The sequence below is a fragment of the Polaribacter sp. genome (assembly GCF_965656025.1).
Lineage (GTDB): Bacteria > Bacteroidota > Bacteroidia > Flavobacteriales > Flavobacteriaceae > Polaribacter.
This window is the reverse complement of record NZ_CBFHJT010000024.1, coordinates 7,755-29,618: the sequence shown is the minus strand read 5'-3', so window position 1 is coordinate 29,618 and position 21,864 is coordinate 7,755. Positions and strand designations below refer to the sequence as shown.

Sequence of the window (21,864 nt, the reverse complement as noted above, 5' to 3'; positions counted from 1 at the left end):
AGTAGTGCCTGGTATTGCTAAAGCTGCATTTTCTGCAATTGCATTGCTTAAAGCTTCTTGCTTGTTTTTACGCAAACCAAGTTCAAAACCAAGTCCAATACCTTTCCAAATAGTATAACCTAAAGAGTTGGTTAATGTCCAATTAGAAAAATCTGCAGATTTGTAACTATGAAACATAGATAAGTTAGATTTTACACTAAGTTTACCATATTTATTTGTGTAATCTGCTACTATTTTTGCACCTAATGAAGATTCAAAAATGGTATCTCCAGAACTAAATACAAAATTGTAGTTTCCTGGATGTATTACCACTACTAAATTTTTTGTTGGCGTCCATGTTGCACCGGCACCAAAATCTAAATAACCAGGATCATTAAAATTTTCTATAAGTGTTGTTCTGTATTCTCCTAAAGCAGAAATTGCCCAAGTTTTACTTAATCTTCTACCATATAAAGAAGAGATGTTAAAAACATCTGTAGCAGTATCAAAACCTTCATCACCTGCAACAGATTTATCATCTAATTTTACCCAACCTAAATTTACAGATGCTGAATTTCTCCAGAAAAAATCATCTTCAATTAAATTTGCAAAAGTATTTACAGTAATACCTATGTTGCCTGCAGATGCGTCTGGTGCATTTCTTGCATACCAGTTGTTAAAACCTGAAAGACTAGCGCCTACAGTACCAAAAGCACCAATTTTCCAACCAGGTAAAGCATCTATTTTAGATTGTAATCCTTTAGCTTCTTTTTGTAATTTAGAAATTTCTCCCTTTTTTTCTTTCAATTCTTTTTTTAATTCTTCTTCAGTTTGTGCATTTGCTGTAAAGGCTATACAGACAAATAGAATTAAAACAGTTAATTTTTTCATTAGTTTTTTTTTAATTTAGTGTTTTCAAAAATACTTTTTTCTTTTAGACCAGAAAGTTTTAATAAGTCACTTTTTCGTGAAAATTATAATTTACTCCCAAACCAAATAATTGTCTAAATTGTATTTTACTAGAAGTATTATCATCTATAATGGCTTGAAAAGTTAGCTGCATTTTAATGTGTTTATTTACTTTAAAACGAATGTTGGTTTGGTAATCTATATCTAAATTACCAACATTTGCAAGATAGTCTGTATAGATAGATAAAATATTTTCCATTTCAATATTCTCCATTAATACAAACTTATAGTAACCAGACAAGTTAAAACCCAAACTAAATGCAACTGTTTCTCCTTGGTTTACACCAAATCTACCAGAATCTCTAGTAAAAAACTCGTTAACGAACGTGTATCTAGCTGTAGCTGGTGCAATGTTAAAATTTAAATCATCCGATTTTTTCCATAACATACCTGGTCCGTAGGTTAAATAAGCAGGCGATAAAAATTCTGACACCAATACTTTTGGGTCTTTTTTATAATCGAAACCCTTTGTATATTGAGTTCTAAAATTGGTGATAAATGAAAAAAACCAATATTTACCCGTTTTAAAACCAAAAAGGGAATTTAATTCAAAACGGTCGTCTGTTTTTCTATATCCTTTTTCGCTAATGTGGCTTAAACCATATCCTGTAATAATTCTAGTATCCCAGTTTACGTTCTTTTTTTTATAATTAAAATCGTAGTTTACATTAATATTTCCTGCCACGGTGTTTTGTCCACCAGAAGCCCAATTAGAAAAAGAAGATTGGTTAAAGATAAAAGCGAATCTTCCGTTTATTTTCCATTTTGGTTTAGGCAAAGTGTCCCGCTTCTTTTTTTGAGAGTAAGAAACGGATGCCAATAGAATAAAAAAAAGAACCAAAATTCTTTTCATGAAACACTTATAATAATGAATAGCAAAAATACTATTATCTTTAAAAAACAAAAATTATTTTTTTGCTTTATAAAGAGGTACAGTTGAGCAAGCCTCTCCAAACATAATAGATTTTGCTATAGGTTGTAATTTTGATATTAGTAATGAATATGCTGCATTTGGTATCGGTTTTTCTGCGCAACCTTTTATAATTACAGGTACATCTACAAAATCTTTATAGTCTATAAATTCTAATAATTCTTGATATAAAACAGTTTCTAACAACTCTAAATTACCAATGACTACTTTGTTTGCATATAAGTTTAACTCTGAGGCAATTAACATAAAAGCCCAAGAAGGTATAATTGCATCTGCAGAACAAGTAATGGCTACAAAACTATTTTTATATTGAGACCAATTGTGGTTTTTTACAGAAGCTCTAAAATCTACTTCTTTTAAAATAAGTTCTTGAAAAAGCCAATCTTTAATGTCAAATAAAACGCGTTTTCCTTCAGGGTAAATTTCCTCAAGATCAAACGTTTTTAGTTTACTATTGGTAACTCTGTTTACAATTTCTTCCATTTTTTTAGTTTCAAAGTTTCAAAGTTGAGATTTCTCAATCGCTTAATAAAAAGCTCATTTCGAAATGACATTCGTTATATTTTTTAGTTTTGACCACTGACCACTTAATTACAGCATCCCCAATTCTAACTTTGCTTCTTCACTCATCATTTCCTGTGTCCAAGTAGGGTCGAAAGTAATTTCTACTTCACAATCGTTAATTTGCTTTAAAGACTTTACTTTTTCCTCTACATCTCTAGGTAAACTTTCTGCAACTGGGCAATTTGGCGAAGTTAGTGTCATTAAAATTTTCGCATTATTTTCTTCAGACACAAAAACATCATAAATTAGACCCAATTCGTAAATATCTACAGGTATTTCTGGGTCGTAAATGGTTTTTAAAACCCCTACAATTTTATCTCCTATTTCTTCTAATTCTTTATCTGTCATTTTGTAAAATCTTAGTTTTTTAATTTAGTTTGTTGCGCAATTGCATACATTTTAATTTGTTTAATCATAGAAACCAAACCGTTGGCTCTTGTTGGAGACAAATGTTCTTTCAAACCAATTTCATCAATAAAATCAGTTTCTGCAGCTAAAATATCTGCAGGTTTCTGCTCAGAAAAAACGCGCAATAACAATGCCACAATTCCTTTGGTTAAAATAGCATCGCTATCTGCTGTAAATTTAACTTTATCATTTTCTAGTTCAGAATACAACCAAACTTTAGATTGGCAACCTTTTATTAAATTTTCTTCTAATTTGTAGGTTTTGTCTATTATGGGTAGAGATTTACCAAGTTCTATAATATATTCGTAACGCTCCATCCAATCATCAAACATAGAAAACTCGTCAATAATTTCTTCTTGTATTTCTTTGATAGTCATTTTTAAAACTTATTTTTGCAGTATCATAGATACCTTAATTATAGTGCAAAAATACGATAAAAATGCATTAAACATAACTGAGGAATATAAGAATATTAAATATTAACTATTATAATAAATTCCTTCCTTTAGGGAAGGTTAGAATGGGATAATGAGTAAATTATTAGCAGTTGGTACAGTAGCTTTTGATGCTATAGAAACACCTTTTGGCAAAACCGATAAAATTTTAGGAGGTTCAGGTACTTTTGTTGGTTTGGCAGCAAGTCAGTTTGGAGTAGAAACTGGTGTTGTTTCTGTTGTTGGTGGAGATTTTCCCGCATCCTATTTAGAAATGATGAACGCCAAAGGTATCAATACAGGGGGTATTGAAGTTGTAAAAGATGGTAAAACATTCTTTTGGAGTGGAAAATATCATAATGATATGAATTCTCGAGATACGTTAATTACAGAATTGAATGTTTTAGAAACATTTACACCAGTTGTACCTTCAAATTTTAAAGATGCAGGTATTGTAATGTTGGGTAATTTACATCCGTTAACACAAGCATCGGTATTAGATCAAATGAATGAAAGACCTAAATTAGTGGTTTTAGATACGATGAATTTTTGGATGGATATTGCACTAGACGATTTACATACAGTTTTAAAAAGAGTTGATGTTGTAACCATAAATGATGAAGAAGCGCGCCAACTTTCAGGGGAATACTCTTTAGTAAATGCCGCTAAGAAAATCCATAAAATGGGTCCAAAATATGTGGTGATTAAGAAAGGAGAACATGGAGCTTTGTTATTTAATGAAGGTAAAATGTTTTTTGCACCAGCATTACCGTTAGCAGAGGTTTTTGACCCAACAGGAGCAGGAGATACCTTTGCAGGAGGTTTTTGTGGTTATTTAGCAAAAACAGAAGATATTTCTTTTGAAAACATGAAAAATGCCATTATTTACGGGTCTAATTTAGCGTCTTTTTGTGTAGAAAAATTTGGTACAGAGCGTATGCAAGAGCTTACAGAACAAGAGGTTAAAACGCGTTTAAAAGCTTTTAAAGATTTAACACAATTTGATATAAAAATATCTTAATTTTAATCCGCAGTTTTTACGTTGCGGATTTTTTTATACAAACAAATAATAAAAAAACTAGAAATACCAATGAGTGACGCTATTAAACACGAATGTGGAATTGCACTTGTTCGATTAAAAAAACCTTTACAATTTTATAAAGATAAATACGGTTCTGCTTTTTACGGAATTAATAAAATGTATTTATTAATGGAAAAACAACACAATCGTGGTCAAGATGGTGCTGGTTTTGCAAGTATAAAATTTAATGTGGCTCCAGGTACAAGGTATATTAGTAGAGTTCGCTCTAACCAGTCACAACCTATACAAGATATTTTTGCTCAAATTAATCAGCGATTAAACGGTGTGTTAGAAGAAAACCCCGATAAAAAAGACGATGTTGCATGGCAAGAAGAAAATATGCCTTATGTAGGTAATTTATTTTTAGGACATGTGCGTTATGGTACTTTTGGTAAAAATAGTATAGAAAGTGTACACCCGTTTTTGCGTCAAAGCAATTGGAAACATCAAAATTTAATAGTTGCTGGTAATTTTAACATGACCAATTCTAAACAATTGTTAGAAGAATTGATAGAGTTAGGGCAACACCCAAAAGAGTTTACAGATACTGTAACTGTTATGGAAAAAATTGGTCATTTTTTAGAAGATGAAGTAGCTAAATTGTATCAAAAAGCAAAGAAAAAAGGTTTTAGCAAAAAAGATGCATCACCTTTTATAGAAGAGAATTTAAGTCTAAAAAAAGTGTTAAAACGGTCTTCTAAAAATTGGGATGGTGGTTATGCAATGGCAGGTTTGGTTGGTCATGGAGATGCTTTTGTGTTAAGAGATCCAAACGGAATTAGACCTACATATTTTTATGAGGATGATGAGGTTGTTGCTGTAGCATCAGAAAGACCTGTAATACAAACGGTTTTTAATGTAAAGATTGATGAAATTCAAGAATTAGAAAGAGGGCATGCATTAATTATTAAAAAAAGTGGTAAAACAACTATAAAACAAGTTATAGAACCCAGAGAAAAAAAGGCATGTTCTTTTGAACGTATTTATTTTTCTAGAGGGAGCGATGCAAGTATTTATGAAGAAAGAAAAAATTTAGGAAAATTTGTGTTTCCAGAAATTTTAAAATCTATTAACAGCGATATTTCTAATACGGTTTTTTCTTATATACCCAATACAGCAGAAACTTCTTTTTATGGAATGACGGAAGCTGCAGAAGATTTATTAAATCAGCAAAAAACAGGAAAAATTTTGGCTGGAGGTAAAAACTTATCTGCACTAAAAGTAACAGAAATCTTATCTGAAAGACCTCGTTTTGAAAAAATTGCTATAAAAGATGCAAAATTAAGAACTTTTATTGCAGATGATAGTAGTAGAGATGATTTGGTAGAACACGTTTACGACATTACTTATGGTGTTGTAAAACCTACAGATAATTTGGTTATTATAGACGATAGTATTGTACGTGGTACCACTTTAAAGAAAAGTATCATTAAAATTTTAGACAGATTAAGTCCTAAAAAAATTGTGGTAGTTTCTTCTGCGCCTCAAATTCGTTATCCAGATTGTTATGGGATTGATATGGCAAGAATAGATGCGTTTATTGCATTTAAAGCAGCTATTGCTTTGTTAAAAGATACCAATCAAGAACATATTATAGAGGAAGTTTATAAAAAATCGAAAGCACAGCAACAATCTGAAGATGAGGGTATTGTAAACTACGTAAAAGAAATTTACAAGCCTTTTTCTGCAGAACAGATTTCAGCAAAAATTGCAGAAATGCTAAAAACAAAAGATATAAAAGCAGAGGTAGAGGTAATTTATCAATCTATAGAAGGCTTACATAAAGCCTGTCCAGATAATTTAGGTGATTGGTATTTTACAGGGAATTACCCAACTCCAGGTGGTCATAGAGTTGTAAACGAAGCGTTTATCAATTTTTATGAGGGGAATGATAAGAGGGCTTATTAACTGAAATTAGTTTTTTTAATTTATACAAAAGCATCCAATTTATTGGGTGCTTTTCTATTTTTAAAATCTACGGTATTTAACGTATTTTTTTAAAGATGTTTTTTATTCATATTTGAAAAAAATATCTGGAATGAAAAAAATATTAGTTGTACTTTTTCTATTTACTTATTATTTAAATTCTTTTGCTCAAAAGAATATTCTTATAATTGATAGTATTAAAGGAGTACTTAAAAAAGAATTGAATGATTCTATTAAAGGAGAAAAGTTTTTTAGGATAGCTTCTTTATATAGAAGTATAAATAAAGATTCTTCTTTATTTTATGTAAATATTTCAGAAAAAATAGCTCTAGAAAATAAAAATTTAGGTCTTTTAGGTAAATCTTATAATTTGAAAGGAAGTTTAAACTACGACATTTCAAATCATAAAGAAGCATTGAAATATTTTTATAAATCAAAAAAAATAACATCAGATTTAAATTCTTATCGGGGTTTGGGTATCGTTTATAATAAGTTAGCAATTGTGCATAGACAATTGTATAATTTAGATTCGGCATTATTTTATAATTACAAAACATTAAAAGTATTTGATTCTTTAAAAATTTTACCATATTCTCTTCATGCAAAAAATAATATTGCAAATATTCTTAACCAACTAGGAAACAAAAAAGAGGCATTAAAACAACATGAATCAATTTTAAAAATAAGAGATAGTATAAAAGATTATAGAGGTATGATGCAGTCTCTTGGTAATATAGGTGATACTTATGGTGATTTAGGTTATTTTAATAAAGCTATTGATAGTTATGAAAAAGGAATAGAAATAGCTAAAAGTATAGACGACTCTGTATCTTTAGCCAGATTTTATAATAATCAAGCATCTTTATTAACTGATAATAATAAACTTAAAGAAGCATTAAAGCTTTTTAAAAAGGCATTAAAATTAAGAGAAGATAATAACGACCTATATGGTGTTTCATCGACATCATATAACATAGCAAGCATTCTTTTAATGACAAATCAACCCAGATTAGCTGAAAAGAACTTGCAAAAATCTATTTCTATTGCTAAAAAATATGAGTTAACGGATCAACTTCAAGAAGGTTATGATTTACTTTCTAGAGTAAAGTTATTAGTAAAACAGAATGATAGTAGTTTTTTCTACCAGAGATTGTCCACAAATTTATTAGATAGTATATCAAAACAAGAATACTCTAAAAGTTTAGCAGAGCTAGAAGCGAAATACGAATCAGAAAAAAAAGAAAAACAACTTTTACAAACAAGAACAGAAAAAGCAGAAACAGAATTAAAATTATCTAAAACTAAAACTTGGACTTTTGTTTTAATAGGAGGCATTGCAATATTGCTTTTTTTAGGATTTGCTATTTTTCAAAGAAACAAAAGAAAACATCAATTGGCAATTGCAAGCCAAAAAGAAAAAAGTTTACAATCTATTGTACTTGCAGAAGAAAAAGAACGGGCAAGAATAGCCAGAGAATTGCATGATGGTGTTGTGCAACAAATAGGAAGTATTATTCTAAAATCGAGAAATTTACTATTTAAAAAGGACCCCATTAATGAAGAAGAATCTCAACAATTATTAGAAAGTTTAGAGAATTCAAATAAAGATTTGCGAAATATTTCTCATCAAATGATGCCAATAGCGCTAAAAGAATTAGGAATTATTCCTGCATTACAAGATTTATTAGATGGTAGTTTAGCACTTTTAAATATAAAATATAGTTTAGAGCATTTTAATATTGATCAAAGATTACCAGAAAAAATAGAAGTTACCATTTATAGAATAACGCAAGAACTTATCAATAATATTATAAAACATAGTAAAGCAACAGATGTAAGTTTACAATTACTAAATACAAACAATAACATTATTTTAATTGTAGAAGATAATGGTGTCGGTTTTTCTAAAGGTGATAAGAAAAAAGGCATTGGTTTACTGAACATTTCTAGCAGATTAGATTTGGTAAAAGGTGCTGTTAATTTTGAACCAAGTCCTAAGAGTGGTACTTTGGTAACTATAAAAATTCCTTTATAGATAGCAGTTAAAACCCTATTTGTAGATAATCATCTTTTTATAGCAGAAGCAATAAAAACACTTTAAATAAATTTGATTTTGTATATTGAAACCAGATGTTCGATTATAATCAAATTTTACATACACTAGAAAACCCGAATGAAAATGGAATTTTAATATTTGTTCTGGGTTTTTTGTTTACGCTTTCTATTTATCATATTGTACTTTATTTTCAGAACAAAGACAAGGTTTATCTTTATTATGCTCTTTACACAACTTTAATTCTTTTAGGCTATCTACATCAGGTATCTACAGGTTTTTTTGGTCTTATTTTTAAACCTTTTATTCCTTTTTTAAATTCTTTTGAAGTGTTTTTTAAATGGATGTTTAACTGCTTTTACTTTATTTTTGCTTTTAAATTTGTAGAAACAAAATCGTTTTCAAAAAAATATCATAAAATAATATTATACCCTATTTATGCACTTCTACCTATTGGTATCGTTCTGCAGATAATATCTACCATCACACAAAGTAAAGTATATATTCATGAAGCTTTTTTCTTGTTTTTTGTACCCGTAATCTTAATTTTATCAATAGTAGGTTATTATATTTTATTCAAAATAAAATCTGCTATTAAATACTACATTATAATTGGATCACTTATTTTGTTTATAAGTTCTGTCTCTGGGGCAATTATATATTATTTAGAATTATTACCTAAAGAGAATCATTTAAGAGATAGTATTTTTTATTTTGGTTTAATTGTAGAAAACATATTTTTTTCTTTAGGTTTAGGGCATAAGCAAAAACTTATTTTTGAAGAAAAAAACAAACAAAAAGAATTAGGTTTAAAAGCTATTTTAGAAGCGCAAGAAGCAGAGAGAGGCAGAATTGCAAGAGAACTACACGATGGTGTTGTGCAACAAATTGGTAGTGTTATTTTAAAATCTAGAAATATACTAGCTAAGCTAGATTTACTGAACTCAAAAGAGTCTCAAGAACTTTTAAAAAGCTTAGAAAACTCGAACCAAGACTTGCGTAATATCTCTCATCAAATGATGCCAAGAGCTTTAAAAGAATTAGGTATTATACCAGCTTTAAATGATTTGTTAGAAGGTAGTTTGGCTTTATCAAACATAAAATATAGTATAGAGCATTTTAATATTGATGAAAGGTTACCAACTAAAATTGAAGTTACCATTTATAGAATAACCCAAGAACTTATTAATAACATTATAAAGCACAGTAAAGCAGATGAGGTTAGTGTACAATTGTTTAATGCAAAGAATGCTGTAATTTTAATTGTAGAAGATAATGGAGTTGGTTTTTCATCTAAAGAAAGGAGCAAGGGAATTGGATTGCTAAACATATCTAGCAGATTAGATATGGTAAAAGGTGATGTAAATTTTGAGCCAAGCCCTAAAAGTGGTACTTTAGTCACCATAAATATTCCACTATAAAATGCCTATTAAAATTTTAATTGCAGACGATCACCCACTAATTGCAGAAGGCATTAAAAATACCTTTGAAAATTTAGAAGATTTTAATGTAATAGGTATTGTAAACGATGGTAAAGAAGCCATTGATTATATTGAAAAACACTTGGTAGATGTTGCTTTGTTAGACATAAATATGCCAATTATGGACGGTATAGAGTGCGCCAAAGAAATTATAAAAAATCACAAACATGTTAAGGTTGCAATCCTTTCTATGTACCAAGAAGCATCAATTATTAAAAACTTAATAGAAATTGGTGTAAAAGGCTATATGCTAAAAACAATACCAAGTGACGAGTTATTATTGGCAATTAAAAACATTTATCAAGGTAAAGAATACTTTAATACAGACGTTACTAAAGCTTTAATTAGTGATAATAAACCCAACTCTCTTCATCAGTATAAAAAAAAGTCGCCACTTTTAGATGATTTAACTTCAAGAGAATTAGAAATTATAAAATACATTTCACAAGGATTAACCAATACACAAGTCGGCGAAAAACTTTTTATAAGTCCAAGAACAGTAGACACACATAGAACCAATATTATGAAAAAATTAGACATTCATAATGTAGCGTCTTTAATACGTTTTGCCTTCCAAAACGGACTTACCTCTTAAAAATAAGGGAATTACCCTAGTTAATTACGTAAACCACTCTATTTACTTCACTCTTTTTCAACACTACTTTTGAAGTGTTAATTAATTACATCCTAAAAAATAAAAAATACTTTAACGAAACAGTATCTATTTCGAACTTGTTTTTAGGATGAATTAACAAACAGAAAGGATGCTGTTTTATCGTATAAAAAATTTAAAACTAACTATTATGAAAAAAGTAACACTTGTAATGCTATTATTAGCTCCAATGTTAATTGTAGCGCAAATCAAAGGAGAAAAATCTAAAGAACCATTTACCTCACAAAAAGGAAAAGTATACAAAAAAGGTGATGAAATTACATTGGCAACTCCATCAGGAGATGGTACCTATGCTTATGTGTATAAATTTAAAAGCAGTTTGTCTTTTGGTAATATTATGAAAACTGTAAAAAACGTACAAGATGTAAAAAACTTAAACTTAAAGAATACACAAGGTATTAAAAATGCTATAAATGCATCAAAAAGTATAGCTAGTAATGATTTATTAAAAAACTCAGTATCTAGTTTACAAAACAAAGTAGTATCAGAAAAGTATGTTGAAGAAAATGCTTGGGATGAAAAATATAAAGGCAGAGAGTATAAAATTAAAAGCTTTAAAATATATACAGATAAAGAAACAGGAACAAAAATTGTACACGCAATTGCCAAAGGAAAAGGAGGGAAAGTTGCAATTCTTATAGATGCTGCAGAAGAAAAAGGCGAAATATAAAAATACTCTTGATTTGGTTTTGAAGTTGTAAAAAGCTTCAGAATCAAATCATTTTTAATTCATCCTAAACAAAAATATTATGAAAAAAATTATACTACTTACATGCATATTAACTTATTTAAACACCTTTGGTCAATCCTCACTTATTAAAGATATTAATCTGGGTAATGACTCTAGTAACCCAAGTGAAAAAATAGTATTTAAAAATGAAGTCTATTTTTCTGCAAATGACGGGTTAAATGGAATTGAACTATGGAAAACTGATGGAACAGAAGCAGGGACAGTTCTAGTTAAAGATACATTTACAGGCACAGAAAATGGGATTAATAGTTTTAAAGCAATTGCAACTACAGACTATTTATATTTCTTTGCTATTGAAGATAATAAACAATACTTATTTAAAACAGATGGTACAGATTCTGGTATAGAAAAAATAAAACAATTTACTTCTGTTTCAGAGATGTATGATGAAATTAATGGGAAAATTATTTTCTCTGCAGAAAATTCCCTTTGGGCTTCAGATGGTACAGAAGCAGGTACTTTAAAAATTGCAAATTATACTGTTTTTGGTTCAGATAGATTTGTAAAAAACGGAGACGAAATTTACTTTTCTGCAGAGTCAAGTTCATCAATTGGTAAAGAATTATATAAAACTGATGGAACTGTAGCAGGAACTGTTTTGGTTAAAAATATTAGATCTGGATCTTCAGATTCTTTCCCCAATCAATTTATAACGATTAATAATACAGTTTATTTTTCCGCAAATAATGGTACGCAAGGTACAGAATTATGGACAACAGATGGAACAGAAGCTGGTACTTTTATGGTAAAAGATGTTAATTCTGGATCTGGTAATACGTTTAGTTATAACTCAAAAGTTATAGCGTATAATAATAAAATCTATTTTATATATGATAGTGCGCTGTGGGAATCTAATGGTACAGAAGCTGGTACAATTGAAGTGAAAACCGATTTGGGTATTGTCAAAACACTTTTTAAGCTTAACAATCAAATTTTAATTATTGCGAGCAATAGTGTTACAAGAGAGCAAATTATTTGGCTTTCTGATGGAACTGAAGCTGGCACAACGAGCTTTAACCCAGAATATACCGAATTCTCTCATAATAATCAATATGCAGTCGTTGGTAATAATTTATACTTTCAAGGTACACTATTTCCTCAAGGCTACGAATTATGGAAAACTGATGGTACAGAAGCTGGAACCACTTTAGTTAAAGATATTCACCCTCAAGGAGATGACAATAATCTAGAAGGTTTTGTAGCTTTAAATGACAAAGTAATTTTTACAGGTAATGATGGTAACTGGTTTGGCAAAGAGCTTTATATTTCTGATGGAACTGAAACGGGTACCAATCTTTTAAAAGATATTAATAAAGAAGGTAATAGGTCTTCAAACACAAACAATTATTTTCAGTTTGGTAATAAAATTTTATTTTCTGCAGATAATGGAGAAAATGGAAAAGAACTTTGGCAGTTAGAAAACGGAACCGCAAGCATGTTGTTAGATATTAATCCTGGGCCTTATTATAGTAACCCAAGTAATTTTACAGAGATAAATGGTACAGTATATTTTATTGCAGAAACAAAAAATACAGGTAAAGAATTATGGCAAACAGATGGTACAGCTTCTGGCACTATGTTAGTAAAAGATATAAATCCCGATAAAGCCAACGCTTTTAATAATGGAAATTTAGCTGTAGCAAATAACAAATTGTATTTTTTTGCGAATGATGGTGTAACAGGCTTTGAGCTTTGGGAAAGTGATGGTACTGAGACAGGAACCATTTTAGTGAAAGATATAAATGTAGGGGAAAACGATAGTTACAGAAGTGGCGAAATTATAAGCTATAAAAATAAAGTATACTTTAGTGCACATTCAGGAGATAACGATTTTGAAGTTTGGGAAAGTGATGGTACAGAAGCTGGTACAAAAATTCATCACCATTATAACTTTTCAGGTAGTAGTAATCCTAGGTTTTTTACTCTTTTTGATGACCATTTATACTACAGTTCTAATGGAGATTTAATACGAACAGATGGAACTACTGCACTAATAGTATCACAAATAGATCCTTCCAATTTAACTGTTGCCAATGATAAATTATTTTTTACTGCCGGTTTTTCTGATGGGGGAGAACTTTGGGCTTCTACAGGTTCATCAGCTTATAAAGTAAAAGAAATAAGAAGTGGAAGTAGTGGTAGCTTTCCTTCTAAATTAACTGCTCATAATAACGGAGTGTTTTTTATTGCCAATGATGGAACAACAGGAAACGAAATTTGGTTTTCTGATGGTACAAATGCAGGTACAGTCTTAGTAAAGGATATAAGAGAAGGAGATAGTAGTTCTTCTGTTACAGAATTTGTAAGCTTTGGAGAAAAAGTAATTTTTGGTGGAGGAGAGAATAATGGTTCAACAGAACTATGGGTTTCTGATGGAACAGAGGAAGGAACGAAGTTATTAGAAGAAATAAATCCATCTACAGAACAATACAACAGTGGTAGTAGACCAAGTGATTTTTTTGTAAGTAATAATGCTTTGTATTTTTCTGCAGATAATGGCATCAATGGAAGTGAACTTTTTGTTTTAGAGCAAGATGCTTTATCTGTTAAAAAAGAAAAGTTAAATGATGCAGTTCATGTGAATGTATTTCCAAATCCAACATCAAACTTTATAAATATTCAGGTAGATAATCAACAAGCGCAAAGCATAAAGATTTTTAATTTAATTGGTAAAGAAGTGTTTAAAACAATAATTAATAATCAACCCATTAATATTTCTGAATTATCAAAAGGAATTTACTTTGTAAAAATTAAAACAGATAAAAAAATCTACTCTAAAAAAATTGTAAAAAAATAATGAAGAAGAAAATCTTATGATTACATAAAAAAAGCATCCTAAATTTTAGGATGCTTTTTGTGTATATATAAAATGCTGAAATTTATTTAGCTTCAGCGTAGCGTCTTTCAACTTCATTCCAATTAATTACTTTAAAGAACGCATCAATATAATCTGGTCTTCTGTTTTGGTAGTTTAAGTAATATGCGTGTTCCCATACATCCAATCCTAAAATAGGAGTTCCTCCGCAAGCAACACCAGGCATTAATGGGTTGTCTTGGTTTGGTGTAGAGCAAACTTCTACTTTTCCTCCAGGAAGTACACATAACCAAGCCCAACCAGAACCAAATTGTGTAGCTGCTGCTTTAGAAAAAGCATCCATAAATTCTTCTTTAGAGCCAAAAGCAGCTTCAATAGCATCTTTTAATTCTCCAGACAAATAACCTTTATCTTCTGGATTCATAACTGTCCAAAATAAAGAGTGATTATAATATCCACCACCATTATTTCTAACAGCACTGTTACTCATGTCTAAATTTGTTAAAATATCTTCTATAGATTTACCTTCTAAATCTGTGCCTTCTATTGCTGCATTTAATTTTGTTGTATATCCATTGTGATGTTTACCATGGTGAATTTCCATAGTTTTAGCATCTATATGTGGTTCTAATGCGTCGTGAGCATATCCTAATTCTGGTAATTGAAAAGCCATTTTTTTATTTTTTTAAGTTAGTATTTTATTTATAAATGTAAATTTACTTAATATGTAAGTAAATCCCAAAATATTAGCCTTTTCTTAACTTATAGCAGTATAAAAACAATTTATTCGCCATATGTTTTCATAAACTCCTCTAACTTATCAACCATATTTTTACTACCACAAATAAAAGGGACTCTTTGGTGTAGCTCTGTTGGTACAACATCTAAGGTTCTTGTATAACCATCAGAAGATTTACCATTGGCTTGTTCTGCTAAAAAAGCCATGGGGTTACATTCGTACAATAAACGTAATTTTCCATCAGGATTTCTAGAGCCTTTTGGATACATATAAATACCTCCTTTAATCATATTTCTATGAAAATCTGAAACTAAAGAACCAATATATCTACTTGTGTAAGGTCTGTCTCCCTCTTCTTCTTGACAATATTTTATATACTTTTTTACGCCTAAAGGAAAATCTAAATAGTTACCTTCATTTACAGAATAAATATTACCATCTTTAGGAAAAGTCATGTTTGGATGCGATAAATAAAACGAACCAATAGCTGGGTTTAAGGTAAAGCCATTAACACCATCACCAGTTGTGTAAACTAACATTGTAGAAGTACCATAAACTACATAACCAGCAGCTACCTGTTTATTTCCTTCTTGTAAAAAATCTTCTAACTGTACAGGTGTTCCAACAGGTGTTACACGTCTGTAGATTGAAAAAATGGTACCCACAGAAACATTTACATCTATGTTAGAAGAACCATCTAAAGGATCTATTAAAACCACATATTTATTTTGATGATTTTCATCTTGGCTATTAATTGTTATAAAGCTATCTTCTTCTTCACTAGCAATACCACAAACAATATTTCTTTTGGTTAAAGTTTGTATAAATTTATCATTTGCATATACATCTAATTTTTGTTGGTCTTCGCCTTGTATATTTGTACCACCAATGGCACCAATAATGTCTACCAAACCAGCTTTATTAACCTCATGATTTACTACTTTTGCAGCCAATCTAATAGAGTTTATAAGTCTAGAAAGCTCACCAGAAGTGTATTTAAAAGCATGTTGATTTTCAATAATAAATTCGCCTAGAGTTTGTTTTTTATGAGTCATTTTTAATAAATATGATTGATTCTACAAAGATGCATTTTTTTTTAAATTATTCTATCCTTTACTGTTCGTTAATCGAATAATTTACTCAGTTTCTTTGTTTTTTTTAAACAAATCATAAAAAAATGTGTAAAATATCAAAAAATTTTTGTCAAATATCAAATGAACTATCTTTGACCAAAATTTGTAAAAATGAGTTTTAAAATTAGAAGAGCAACAGAAAAAGATGTTCAGTCTGTACATGATTTAATTACAGAATTAGCTGTTTTTGAAAAAGAACCAGATGCAGTGGAAATTACGGTGCAAGATTTGTTAAATGATGGTTTTTCTGAGCATCCGAAGTTCAAATTATTTGTAGCAGAAGAAAATAATGCAATTATAGGTATTGCTTTGTTTTATGAACGTTACTCTACTTGGAAAGGGAAAACAATACATTTAGAAGATTTGATAGTCACAAAAAGTAGACAAAAAATTGGTGCTGGCAAAGCTTTGTACACAGCTGTTTTAAAATACGCTTATGATCATAATTTTAATAGAGTTGCTTGGGAAGTTATAGATTGGAATGCCAACGCAATTAATTTTTACAAAAGCACAGGAGCAACCTATTTAAACGATTGGTCTGTAGTGCAAATGAACAAAGAAAATTTAGCAAAATTTATTCAAAATAATTAGAAATGAAAATTTTTAAATTTGGTGGAGCCTCTGTAAAAGATGCTGTTAGTGTAAAAAACGTTACAAATATTTTAAAATCAGAAGGTACAGCAAATACCTTGGTAGTAGTTTCTGCGATGGGTAAAATAACCAATGCTTTTGAAGAAGTAATTGAAGCTTATTACAATAAAACAGATCAATTATCTGAAAAATTAGGGGTTATCGAAGATTTCCATAAAACCATTATGGATGATTTATTTGATAAAGAAGATTCTATTTATAAAGAAATAGATATTTTATTAGGCGAATTAAGTTGGTTTTTAGCTAGAAATACATCACGAAGATATAACTATGTATATGACCAAATTATCTGTTTTGGAGAGTTGCTATCTACCAAAATTGTAAGTGCATATTTAGCTAAAATTGGGGTAGCAAACAATTGGTTCGATGTTAGAAATTATATAAAAACGGATAGTAATTATAGAGATGCAAAAGTAGATTGGAATTTAACACAAGAACTAATTTCAAAGAAAGTAGATGCTTCTAAATTAAACATTACACAAGGTTTTATAGCTGCAAACGATACAGAAAATACGACAACTTTAGGTAGAGAAGGATCAGATTATACTGCTGGTATTTTTGCATATTGCTTAAATGCAGACAATGTAACTATTTGGAAAGATGTTCCTGGTGTTTTAAATGCTGACCCTCGTGTTTTTGAAGAGACTACTTTGCTAAAACAAATTTCATATGAAGAAGCCATAGAGATGGCTTTCTATGGAGCGTCTGTAATTCACCCAAAAACATTACAGCCATTGCAACAAAAAGAAATACCATTGTTGGTACGTTCTTTTGTAAATCCTAAAGAAGTAGGCACAAGAATTTCTAAAGGTTCTAATTTAGAGCCTATGATACCTTGTTTTATTGTTAAGAAAGATCAAATTTTGGTTTCTATTGCTGCATTAGATTTTAGTTTTATGGTAGAAAATAATATCAGTTATATTTTTCAAAAATTACATGATTATCAACTAAAAACCAACCTAATACAAAATTCTGCCATTAGTTTTTCTATTTGTATAGACAATAAATTTAATAAGTTTGATGGTTTTTACGAAGAGTTAAAAACACAATTTAAAATAGATGTACAAAAAGGAGTAGACTTGTATACAGTTCGTCATTTTGATGACGAAGCCATAGAAAGTATAGAAAAAAAAGGTCCTTTTTTATTAACCCAAGTTAGTAAAGAAACAATGCAAATTGTTTTGGACGCAAAATAATTATATACATATTTTATTTTTTTAGTATGTTTGCAATTGGCTCTAATTGTATTTTATGGCATTAGTAACATCTAAAGAAATTGCACAAGTAATTGGTATTCAGAAATTTGGGTTTTTGGGTACGTTTGTAGGTTGGATTTTGTTAAGAATACTTCGTATCTCTGCCATCAATAAAATATACGATAAAAATAAAAATAAATCTGACCTTAATTTTTTAAATGGAGTTTTAGACGATTGCAACATAAAATTTGAAGTTCCAGAAGGTGACTTGAAAAGAATACCAAAAGATGGTGCTTTTATTACAGTTTCCAATCATCCTTTAGGAGGTATAGATGGTGTTTTACTACTAAAATTATTAATAGAAAAAAGAGCAGATTATAAAATAATTGCCAACTTTTTACTACACAGAATAGAGCCTTTAAAGCCTTATGTAATGCCTGTAAATCCTTTTGAAACAAGAAAGGACGCAAAATCTAGTGTTGCCGGTATTAAAAGTGCATTGTCTCATTTAAAAGAAGGGAAACCTTTGGGTATTTTTCCTGCAGGAGAAGTATCAACTTACAAAGATGGTAAGTTAAAGGTAGATAAACCTTGGGAAGATGGTGCTGTACGATTAATTAAAAAAGCAAATGTACCTGTTATTCCTATTTATTTTCATGCCCAAAATAGCAGACTTTTTTATTTTTTATCTAAAATTTCAGATACTTTAAGAACCGCCAAATTACCATCAGAAGTTATTTCTCAAGGGGGTAGAGTTGTAAGAGTTAGAATAGGAAAACCTATTTCTGTAAAAGACCAAAATGAGTTTAAAGATATTCCATCTTTTTACGAATTTATTAGGAAGAAAACTTATATGTTGGCTAATCCTTTTGAGAAAGCACACAAACTAATTTCTGCGCAAAACATCAAAATAAAAAAGCCTGCAAAAAAAATTGTTGCTCAAAAAAGTGTAGACTTATTTATTAACGAAGTAAATGCCTTAAGAGAGAATAATAGTAGATTGTTAGAAAGTAAAAATTACGAGGTATTTTTTGCAGCTGCTAAAGAAATACCAAACCTCTTGCATGAAATTGGTAGACTAAGAGAAATTACTTTTAGAGAAGTGGGTGAAGGTACCAACAATTCTATTGATTTAGATAAATATGATAAATATTATTCGCATCTTTTTCTATGGGATAAAGCAACCAATTGCTTGGTAGGTGCTTACAGAATGGGACTTGGCAAAGAAATCTTTAAAAAGTACGGTATTAATGGTTTTTATATACAAACTCTGTTTAAAATAGAACCAGAGTTGCACCAGATGATGGGCAATACCATAGAAATGGGACGTGCTTTTATTGTAAGTGAATATCAACAAAAACCAATGCCATTATTTTTATTGTGGAAGGGAATTGTGCATGTTACCTTGCGTTATCCTGAATACAAATATTTAATGGGTGGAGTTTCTATTAGTAATCAATTTTCAGATTTTTCTAAATCGTTAATGATTGAGTTTATGAAATCTCATTATTACGATCCATACATTGCACAATACATTTATCCTAAAAAAGAATATAAGGTAAAACTAAAAGATGGTGATAAAGACTTTGTATTTGATGCCACCAAAGCAGACATGCAAAAGTTTGATAAAGTTATAGACGAAATTGAACCAGGAGCTTTAAGAATACCTGTTTTATTAAAAAAGTACGTAAAACAAAATGCACGTTTGGTAGCTTTTAATGTAGATCCTAAATTTAACAATGCTGTAGACGGTTTAATGTATATAAAAGTAGCAGATATCCCAGAAAGCACCGTAAAACCTGTGATGGAAGAATTTCAAGCAGAGTTAGAAAAAAAAGCTGCTGAGTTGCAAAATAAATAGGTTTTTATCGTTGGAATTCTGTTATAAATCCATCAGCTGCTATACCATCATCAATTTTTAAATTAGAGTTTAATAAAATGATTACTCTTCTTTCAGTATCATTTATAAATAAGATTTCTGTATTTCCATTTTGTTTAATTTCAATATTATAGGTTCCACTATCAAGTCCCGCATAAATATCTTTAGGTCCTGTTGTAATAATATTATTTTCAATAGTTAATGTGTTGTTTTCTAAATTAAAATTCCATTCAACTTCTCCTTCACTATAATCAATATTTATTCCTTGTAAACCACCGCTCACATTTTTTAAATTCCAATTTCCGTTTAGTGTTTCAGTTTGAGTTGAATTATCGTTAATATTACAGCTTGCAAAAAGAGTAATTACTAAAACCATTAATAGACTTAACTTTCCAATTTTCATAATTCTTATTATTAGATTATATTTTATAGATGCATTAATTCTGAAATGGTTGCGTCAAATTGCTAAAACTTAACAAGAATATAACATGGTTTTAATGACTTATAATCGAGGTTAACCAAGTTCGAATTTTAAATTGATAATGACAAGTGTTTTTTCTGTGTTTCAAAAATATAACTACTATTTTTGTGTTTAAATGCATAAAGAACTCAATTCCTTTTTTACTCAAGATTTTATTTCTGAAAATCAACAAGTTCACCTTCCTGCTTTAGAGGAAAAAAAAGTAGAACTTTATATAAAAAGAGAAGATGTCATTCATCCTTTGGTTTCTGGGAATAAATTCAGAAAATTTAAATACAACCTTCTAGAAGCCAAAAATCAAAATAAAAAAGTATTGCTAACTTTTGGGGGTGCTTTTTCTAATCATATTGTTGCCAATGCGGTTGCTGGTAATTTAAATGGTTTTAAAACAATTGGTGTTGTTAGAGGTGATGAATTGGCAAAAGATTTAGAAAAAACCTTAGCCACAAATGCAACTTTAAGAGAAGCTTATAAAAACGGAATGACTTTTGAATTTGTTTCAAGAACAAGGTATAGAGATAAATCAAAAGCGGAATTTATAAATCAGCTAAAAGAAAAATTTGGCGATTTTTACTTGATTCCTGAAGGCGGAACTAACGAATTTGCTGTACAAGGTTGTAAAGAAATTTTAACAAGAGATGATGCGAATTTCGATTATATTTGCTGTGCAATAGGTACAGGAGGTACCATTTCTGGTTTGATAAATGCTTCTGAGAAACATCAAAAAATAATTGGTTTTCCTGCTTTAAAAGGTGATTTTTTAGCAGAAGAAATAAAAAAATATACCATTAAAAGTAAAAATTGGAGTCTTGTAAACGAATATCATTTTGGTGGTTATGCAAAATATAATGATGATTTAATTCGTTTTATAAACGATTTTAAAAAGCAAACCAACATTCAGTTAGATCCAATTTATACAGGTAAAATGGTATTTGGTATTTTAGATTTGGTTAAAAAAGGATATTTTAAAAAAAATAGTAAAATAATAGCAATTCATACAGGTGGTTTACAAGGTATTGCAGGTTTCAATCAAAAATTAAAACAAAAAAACAAAGCGATAATTAATTATTTATGAAGGTAAAAATATTTTTCAGTTGTATCTTATTATTGACTTTAGCAAGCTGTGGTTCTAAAAAAAGGGTGATTAATAAAAAAAATCCTGGTGTGGTAATTGTAGAACCAAAACCAAAGGAATTACCTTCTGTAAATCAACTTGAAATCACCAAAAAATTAGCTAAAAAAAATCCACGATTAAATAAACAAACGCTTGCATATATTAGAAAATATGCGCCAATTGCTGTTCAAGAAATGCACGAATATAAAATACCAGCAAGCATAACTTTGGCACAGGGTATTTTAGAATCTGGTAGAGGTAGAAGTGAGTTGGCTTTAAAATCTAACAATCATTTTGGCATCAAATGTCATACGCAATGGAAAGGAGAACGTGTGTATCATGATGATGATGAAAAAGGCGAATGTTTTAGAAAATATGTGTATCCAGAAACTTCTTACAATGACCATTCTTTATTTTTAACGCAAAGAAAACGTTATGCTTTTTTGTTTGATTACAACATAAAAAACTATAAGAAATGGGCTTATGGTTTAAGAAAAGCTGGGTATGCTACAGATAGAAAATATCCTGCAAAATTGATTAAAATTATTAAAGAGTATAAATTATACGAGTTTGATAAATTCAAAAAATCTAAATTTAAAAAGGAAC

Annotated in this window: 20 protein-coding genes; 12 read left to right on the top strand and 8 right to left on the bottom strand. The window is 29.5% G+C overall.

What is annotated here, in order from left to right; translation table 11 throughout:
• The 5 genes from ACTG3S_RS06455 to ACTG3S_RS06435 form a co-directional block, all read right to left on the bottom strand.
• Positions 1–870, bottom strand: an 870-nt coding sequence (locus ACTG3S_RS06455; protein ID WP_439128545.1) for a DUF3078 domain-containing protein, incomplete at its 3' end; no start/stop codon positions are given.
• Between the two features lie 58 nt (positions 871–928).
• Complete coding sequence (locus tag ACTG3S_RS06450; RefSeq protein ID WP_439128544.1) at positions 929–1,801, bottom strand: DUF3078 domain-containing protein; 873 nt, start codon at positions 1,799–1,801, stop codon at positions 929–931.
• Between the two features lie 54 nt (positions 1,802–1,855).
• On the bottom strand, positions 1,856–2,362 hold the full coding sequence (locus ACTG3S_RS06445) for a DUF2480 family protein (protein WP_439128543.1): 507 nt from the start codon (positions 2,360–2,362) through the stop codon (positions 1,856–1,858).
• 108 nt (positions 2,363–2,470) lie between these two features.
• Positions 2,471–2,791 (bottom strand): DUF59 domain-containing protein, encoded by a 321-nt coding sequence (locus tag ACTG3S_RS06440; RefSeq protein WP_439128542.1) that lies wholly within the window; start codon positions 2,789–2,791, stop codon positions 2,471–2,473.
• Positions 2,792–2,802: 11 nt separating this feature from the next.
• Entirely contained in the window at positions 2,803–3,228 is a 426-nt protein-coding gene (locus ACTG3S_RS06435) for a SufE family protein (RefSeq protein WP_439128541.1), read from the bottom strand.
• Positions 3,229–3,379: 151 nt separating this feature from the next.
• On the opposite strand from ACTG3S_RS06435, the gene ACTG3S_RS06430 reads away from it, so the two are divergent.
• The 7 genes from ACTG3S_RS06430 to ACTG3S_RS06400 all read left to right on the top strand — a co-directional run bounded on the left by ACTG3S_RS06430 (position 3,380) and on the right by ACTG3S_RS06400 (position 14,047).
• Positions 3,380–4,306: a PfkB family carbohydrate kinase gene (locus tag ACTG3S_RS06430; RefSeq protein ID WP_439128540.1), complete on the top strand. Its 927-nt coding sequence runs from the start codon at positions 3,380–3,382 to the stop codon at positions 4,304–4,306.
• 69 nt (positions 4,307–4,375) lie between these two features.
• Positions 4,376–6,274, top strand: coding sequence for an amidophosphoribosyltransferase (locus tag ACTG3S_RS06425; RefSeq protein ID WP_439128539.1), 1,899 nt, complete (start codon positions 4,376–4,378; stop codon positions 6,272–6,274).
• A gap of 130 nt (positions 6,275–6,404) precedes the next feature.
• Positions 6,405–8,327, top strand: a complete 1,923-nt coding sequence (locus tag ACTG3S_RS06420) for a tetratricopeptide repeat-containing sensor histidine kinase (RefSeq protein ID WP_439128538.1) — start codon at positions 6,405–6,407, stop codon at positions 8,325–8,327.
• A 95-nt stretch (positions 8,328–8,422) separates the two neighbouring features.
• Entirely contained in the window at positions 8,423–9,766 is a 1,344-nt protein-coding gene (locus tag ACTG3S_RS06415; protein ID WP_439128537.1) for a sensor histidine kinase, read from the top strand.
• A 1-nt stretch (position 9,767) separates the two neighbouring features.
• Entirely contained in the window at positions 9,768–10,421 is a 654-nt protein-coding gene (locus ACTG3S_RS06410; RefSeq protein WP_439128536.1) for a response regulator transcription factor, read from the top strand.
• Positions 10,422–10,629: 208 nt separating this feature from the next.
• Entirely contained in the window at positions 10,630–11,169 is a 540-nt protein-coding gene (locus ACTG3S_RS06405) for a hypothetical protein (RefSeq protein ID WP_439128535.1), read from the top strand.
• Between the two features lie 79 nt (positions 11,170–11,248).
• Positions 11,249–14,047 (top strand): T9SS type A sorting domain-containing protein, encoded by a 2,799-nt coding sequence (locus ACTG3S_RS06400; protein ID WP_439128534.1) that lies wholly within the window; start codon positions 11,249–11,251, stop codon positions 14,045–14,047.
• An 82-nt stretch (positions 14,048–14,129) separates the two neighbouring features.
• On the opposite strand, the gene ACTG3S_RS06395 is transcribed toward ACTG3S_RS06400, so the two are convergent.
• Positions 14,130–14,738, bottom strand: a complete 609-nt coding sequence (locus tag ACTG3S_RS06395) for a superoxide dismutase (protein WP_439128533.1) — start codon at positions 14,736–14,738, stop codon at positions 14,130–14,132.
• Between the two features lie 110 nt (positions 14,739–14,848).
• Positions 14,849–15,859 carry a class 1 fructose-bisphosphatase gene (fbp, locus tag ACTG3S_RS06390; RefSeq protein ID WP_439128532.1) on the bottom strand — a complete coding sequence of 337 codons (1,011 nt, stop codon included), beginning with the start codon at positions 15,857–15,859 and terminating at the stop codon, positions 14,849–14,851.
• Positions 15,860–16,048: 189 nt separating this feature from the next.
• Here fbp and ACTG3S_RS06385 point away from each other — a divergent pair, with 189 nt between their 5' ends.
• The 3 genes from ACTG3S_RS06385 to ACTG3S_RS06375 are packed head-to-tail and all read left to right on the top strand — an operon-like array spanning position 16,049 to position 19,645.
• Entirely contained in the window at positions 16,049–16,528 is a 480-nt protein-coding gene (locus ACTG3S_RS06385; RefSeq protein WP_439128531.1) for a GNAT family N-acetyltransferase, read from the top strand.
• Positions 16,529–16,530: 2 nt separating this feature from the next.
• Positions 16,531–17,784 carry an aspartate kinase gene (locus ACTG3S_RS06380; RefSeq protein WP_439128530.1) on the top strand — a complete coding sequence of 418 codons (1,254 nt, stop codon included), beginning with the start codon at positions 16,531–16,533 and terminating at the stop codon, positions 17,782–17,784.
• Between the two features lie 55 nt (positions 17,785–17,839).
• On the top strand, positions 17,840–19,645 hold the full coding sequence (locus tag ACTG3S_RS06375; RefSeq protein WP_439128529.1) for a GNAT family N-acyltransferase: 1,806 nt from the start codon (positions 17,840–17,842) through the stop codon (positions 19,643–19,645).
• Positions 19,646–19,649: 4 nt separating this feature from the next.
• Here the strand turns inward: ACTG3S_RS06375 and ACTG3S_RS06370 are convergent, their stop codons facing one another.
• The gene (locus tag ACTG3S_RS06370) at positions 19,650–20,066 is read right to left on the bottom strand and encodes a hypothetical protein (protein ID WP_439128528.1); all 417 of its coding nucleotides are present in this window, start codon (positions 20,064–20,066) and stop codon (positions 19,650–19,652) included.
• 193 nt (positions 20,067–20,259) lie between these two features.
• Between ACTG3S_RS06370 and ACTG3S_RS06365 the strand changes: the two genes are divergently transcribed.
• Positions 20,260–21,219, top strand: coding sequence for a 1-aminocyclopropane-1-carboxylate deaminase/D-cysteine desulfhydrase (locus ACTG3S_RS06365; protein ID WP_439128527.1), 960 nt, complete (start codon positions 20,260–20,262; stop codon positions 21,217–21,219).
• Positions 21,216–21,864, top strand: a 649-nt coding sequence (locus tag ACTG3S_RS06360; RefSeq protein WP_439128526.1) for a glycoside hydrolase family 73 protein, incomplete at its 3' end; no start/stop codon positions are given. The genes ACTG3S_RS06365 and ACTG3S_RS06360, both read left to right, overlap by 4 nt.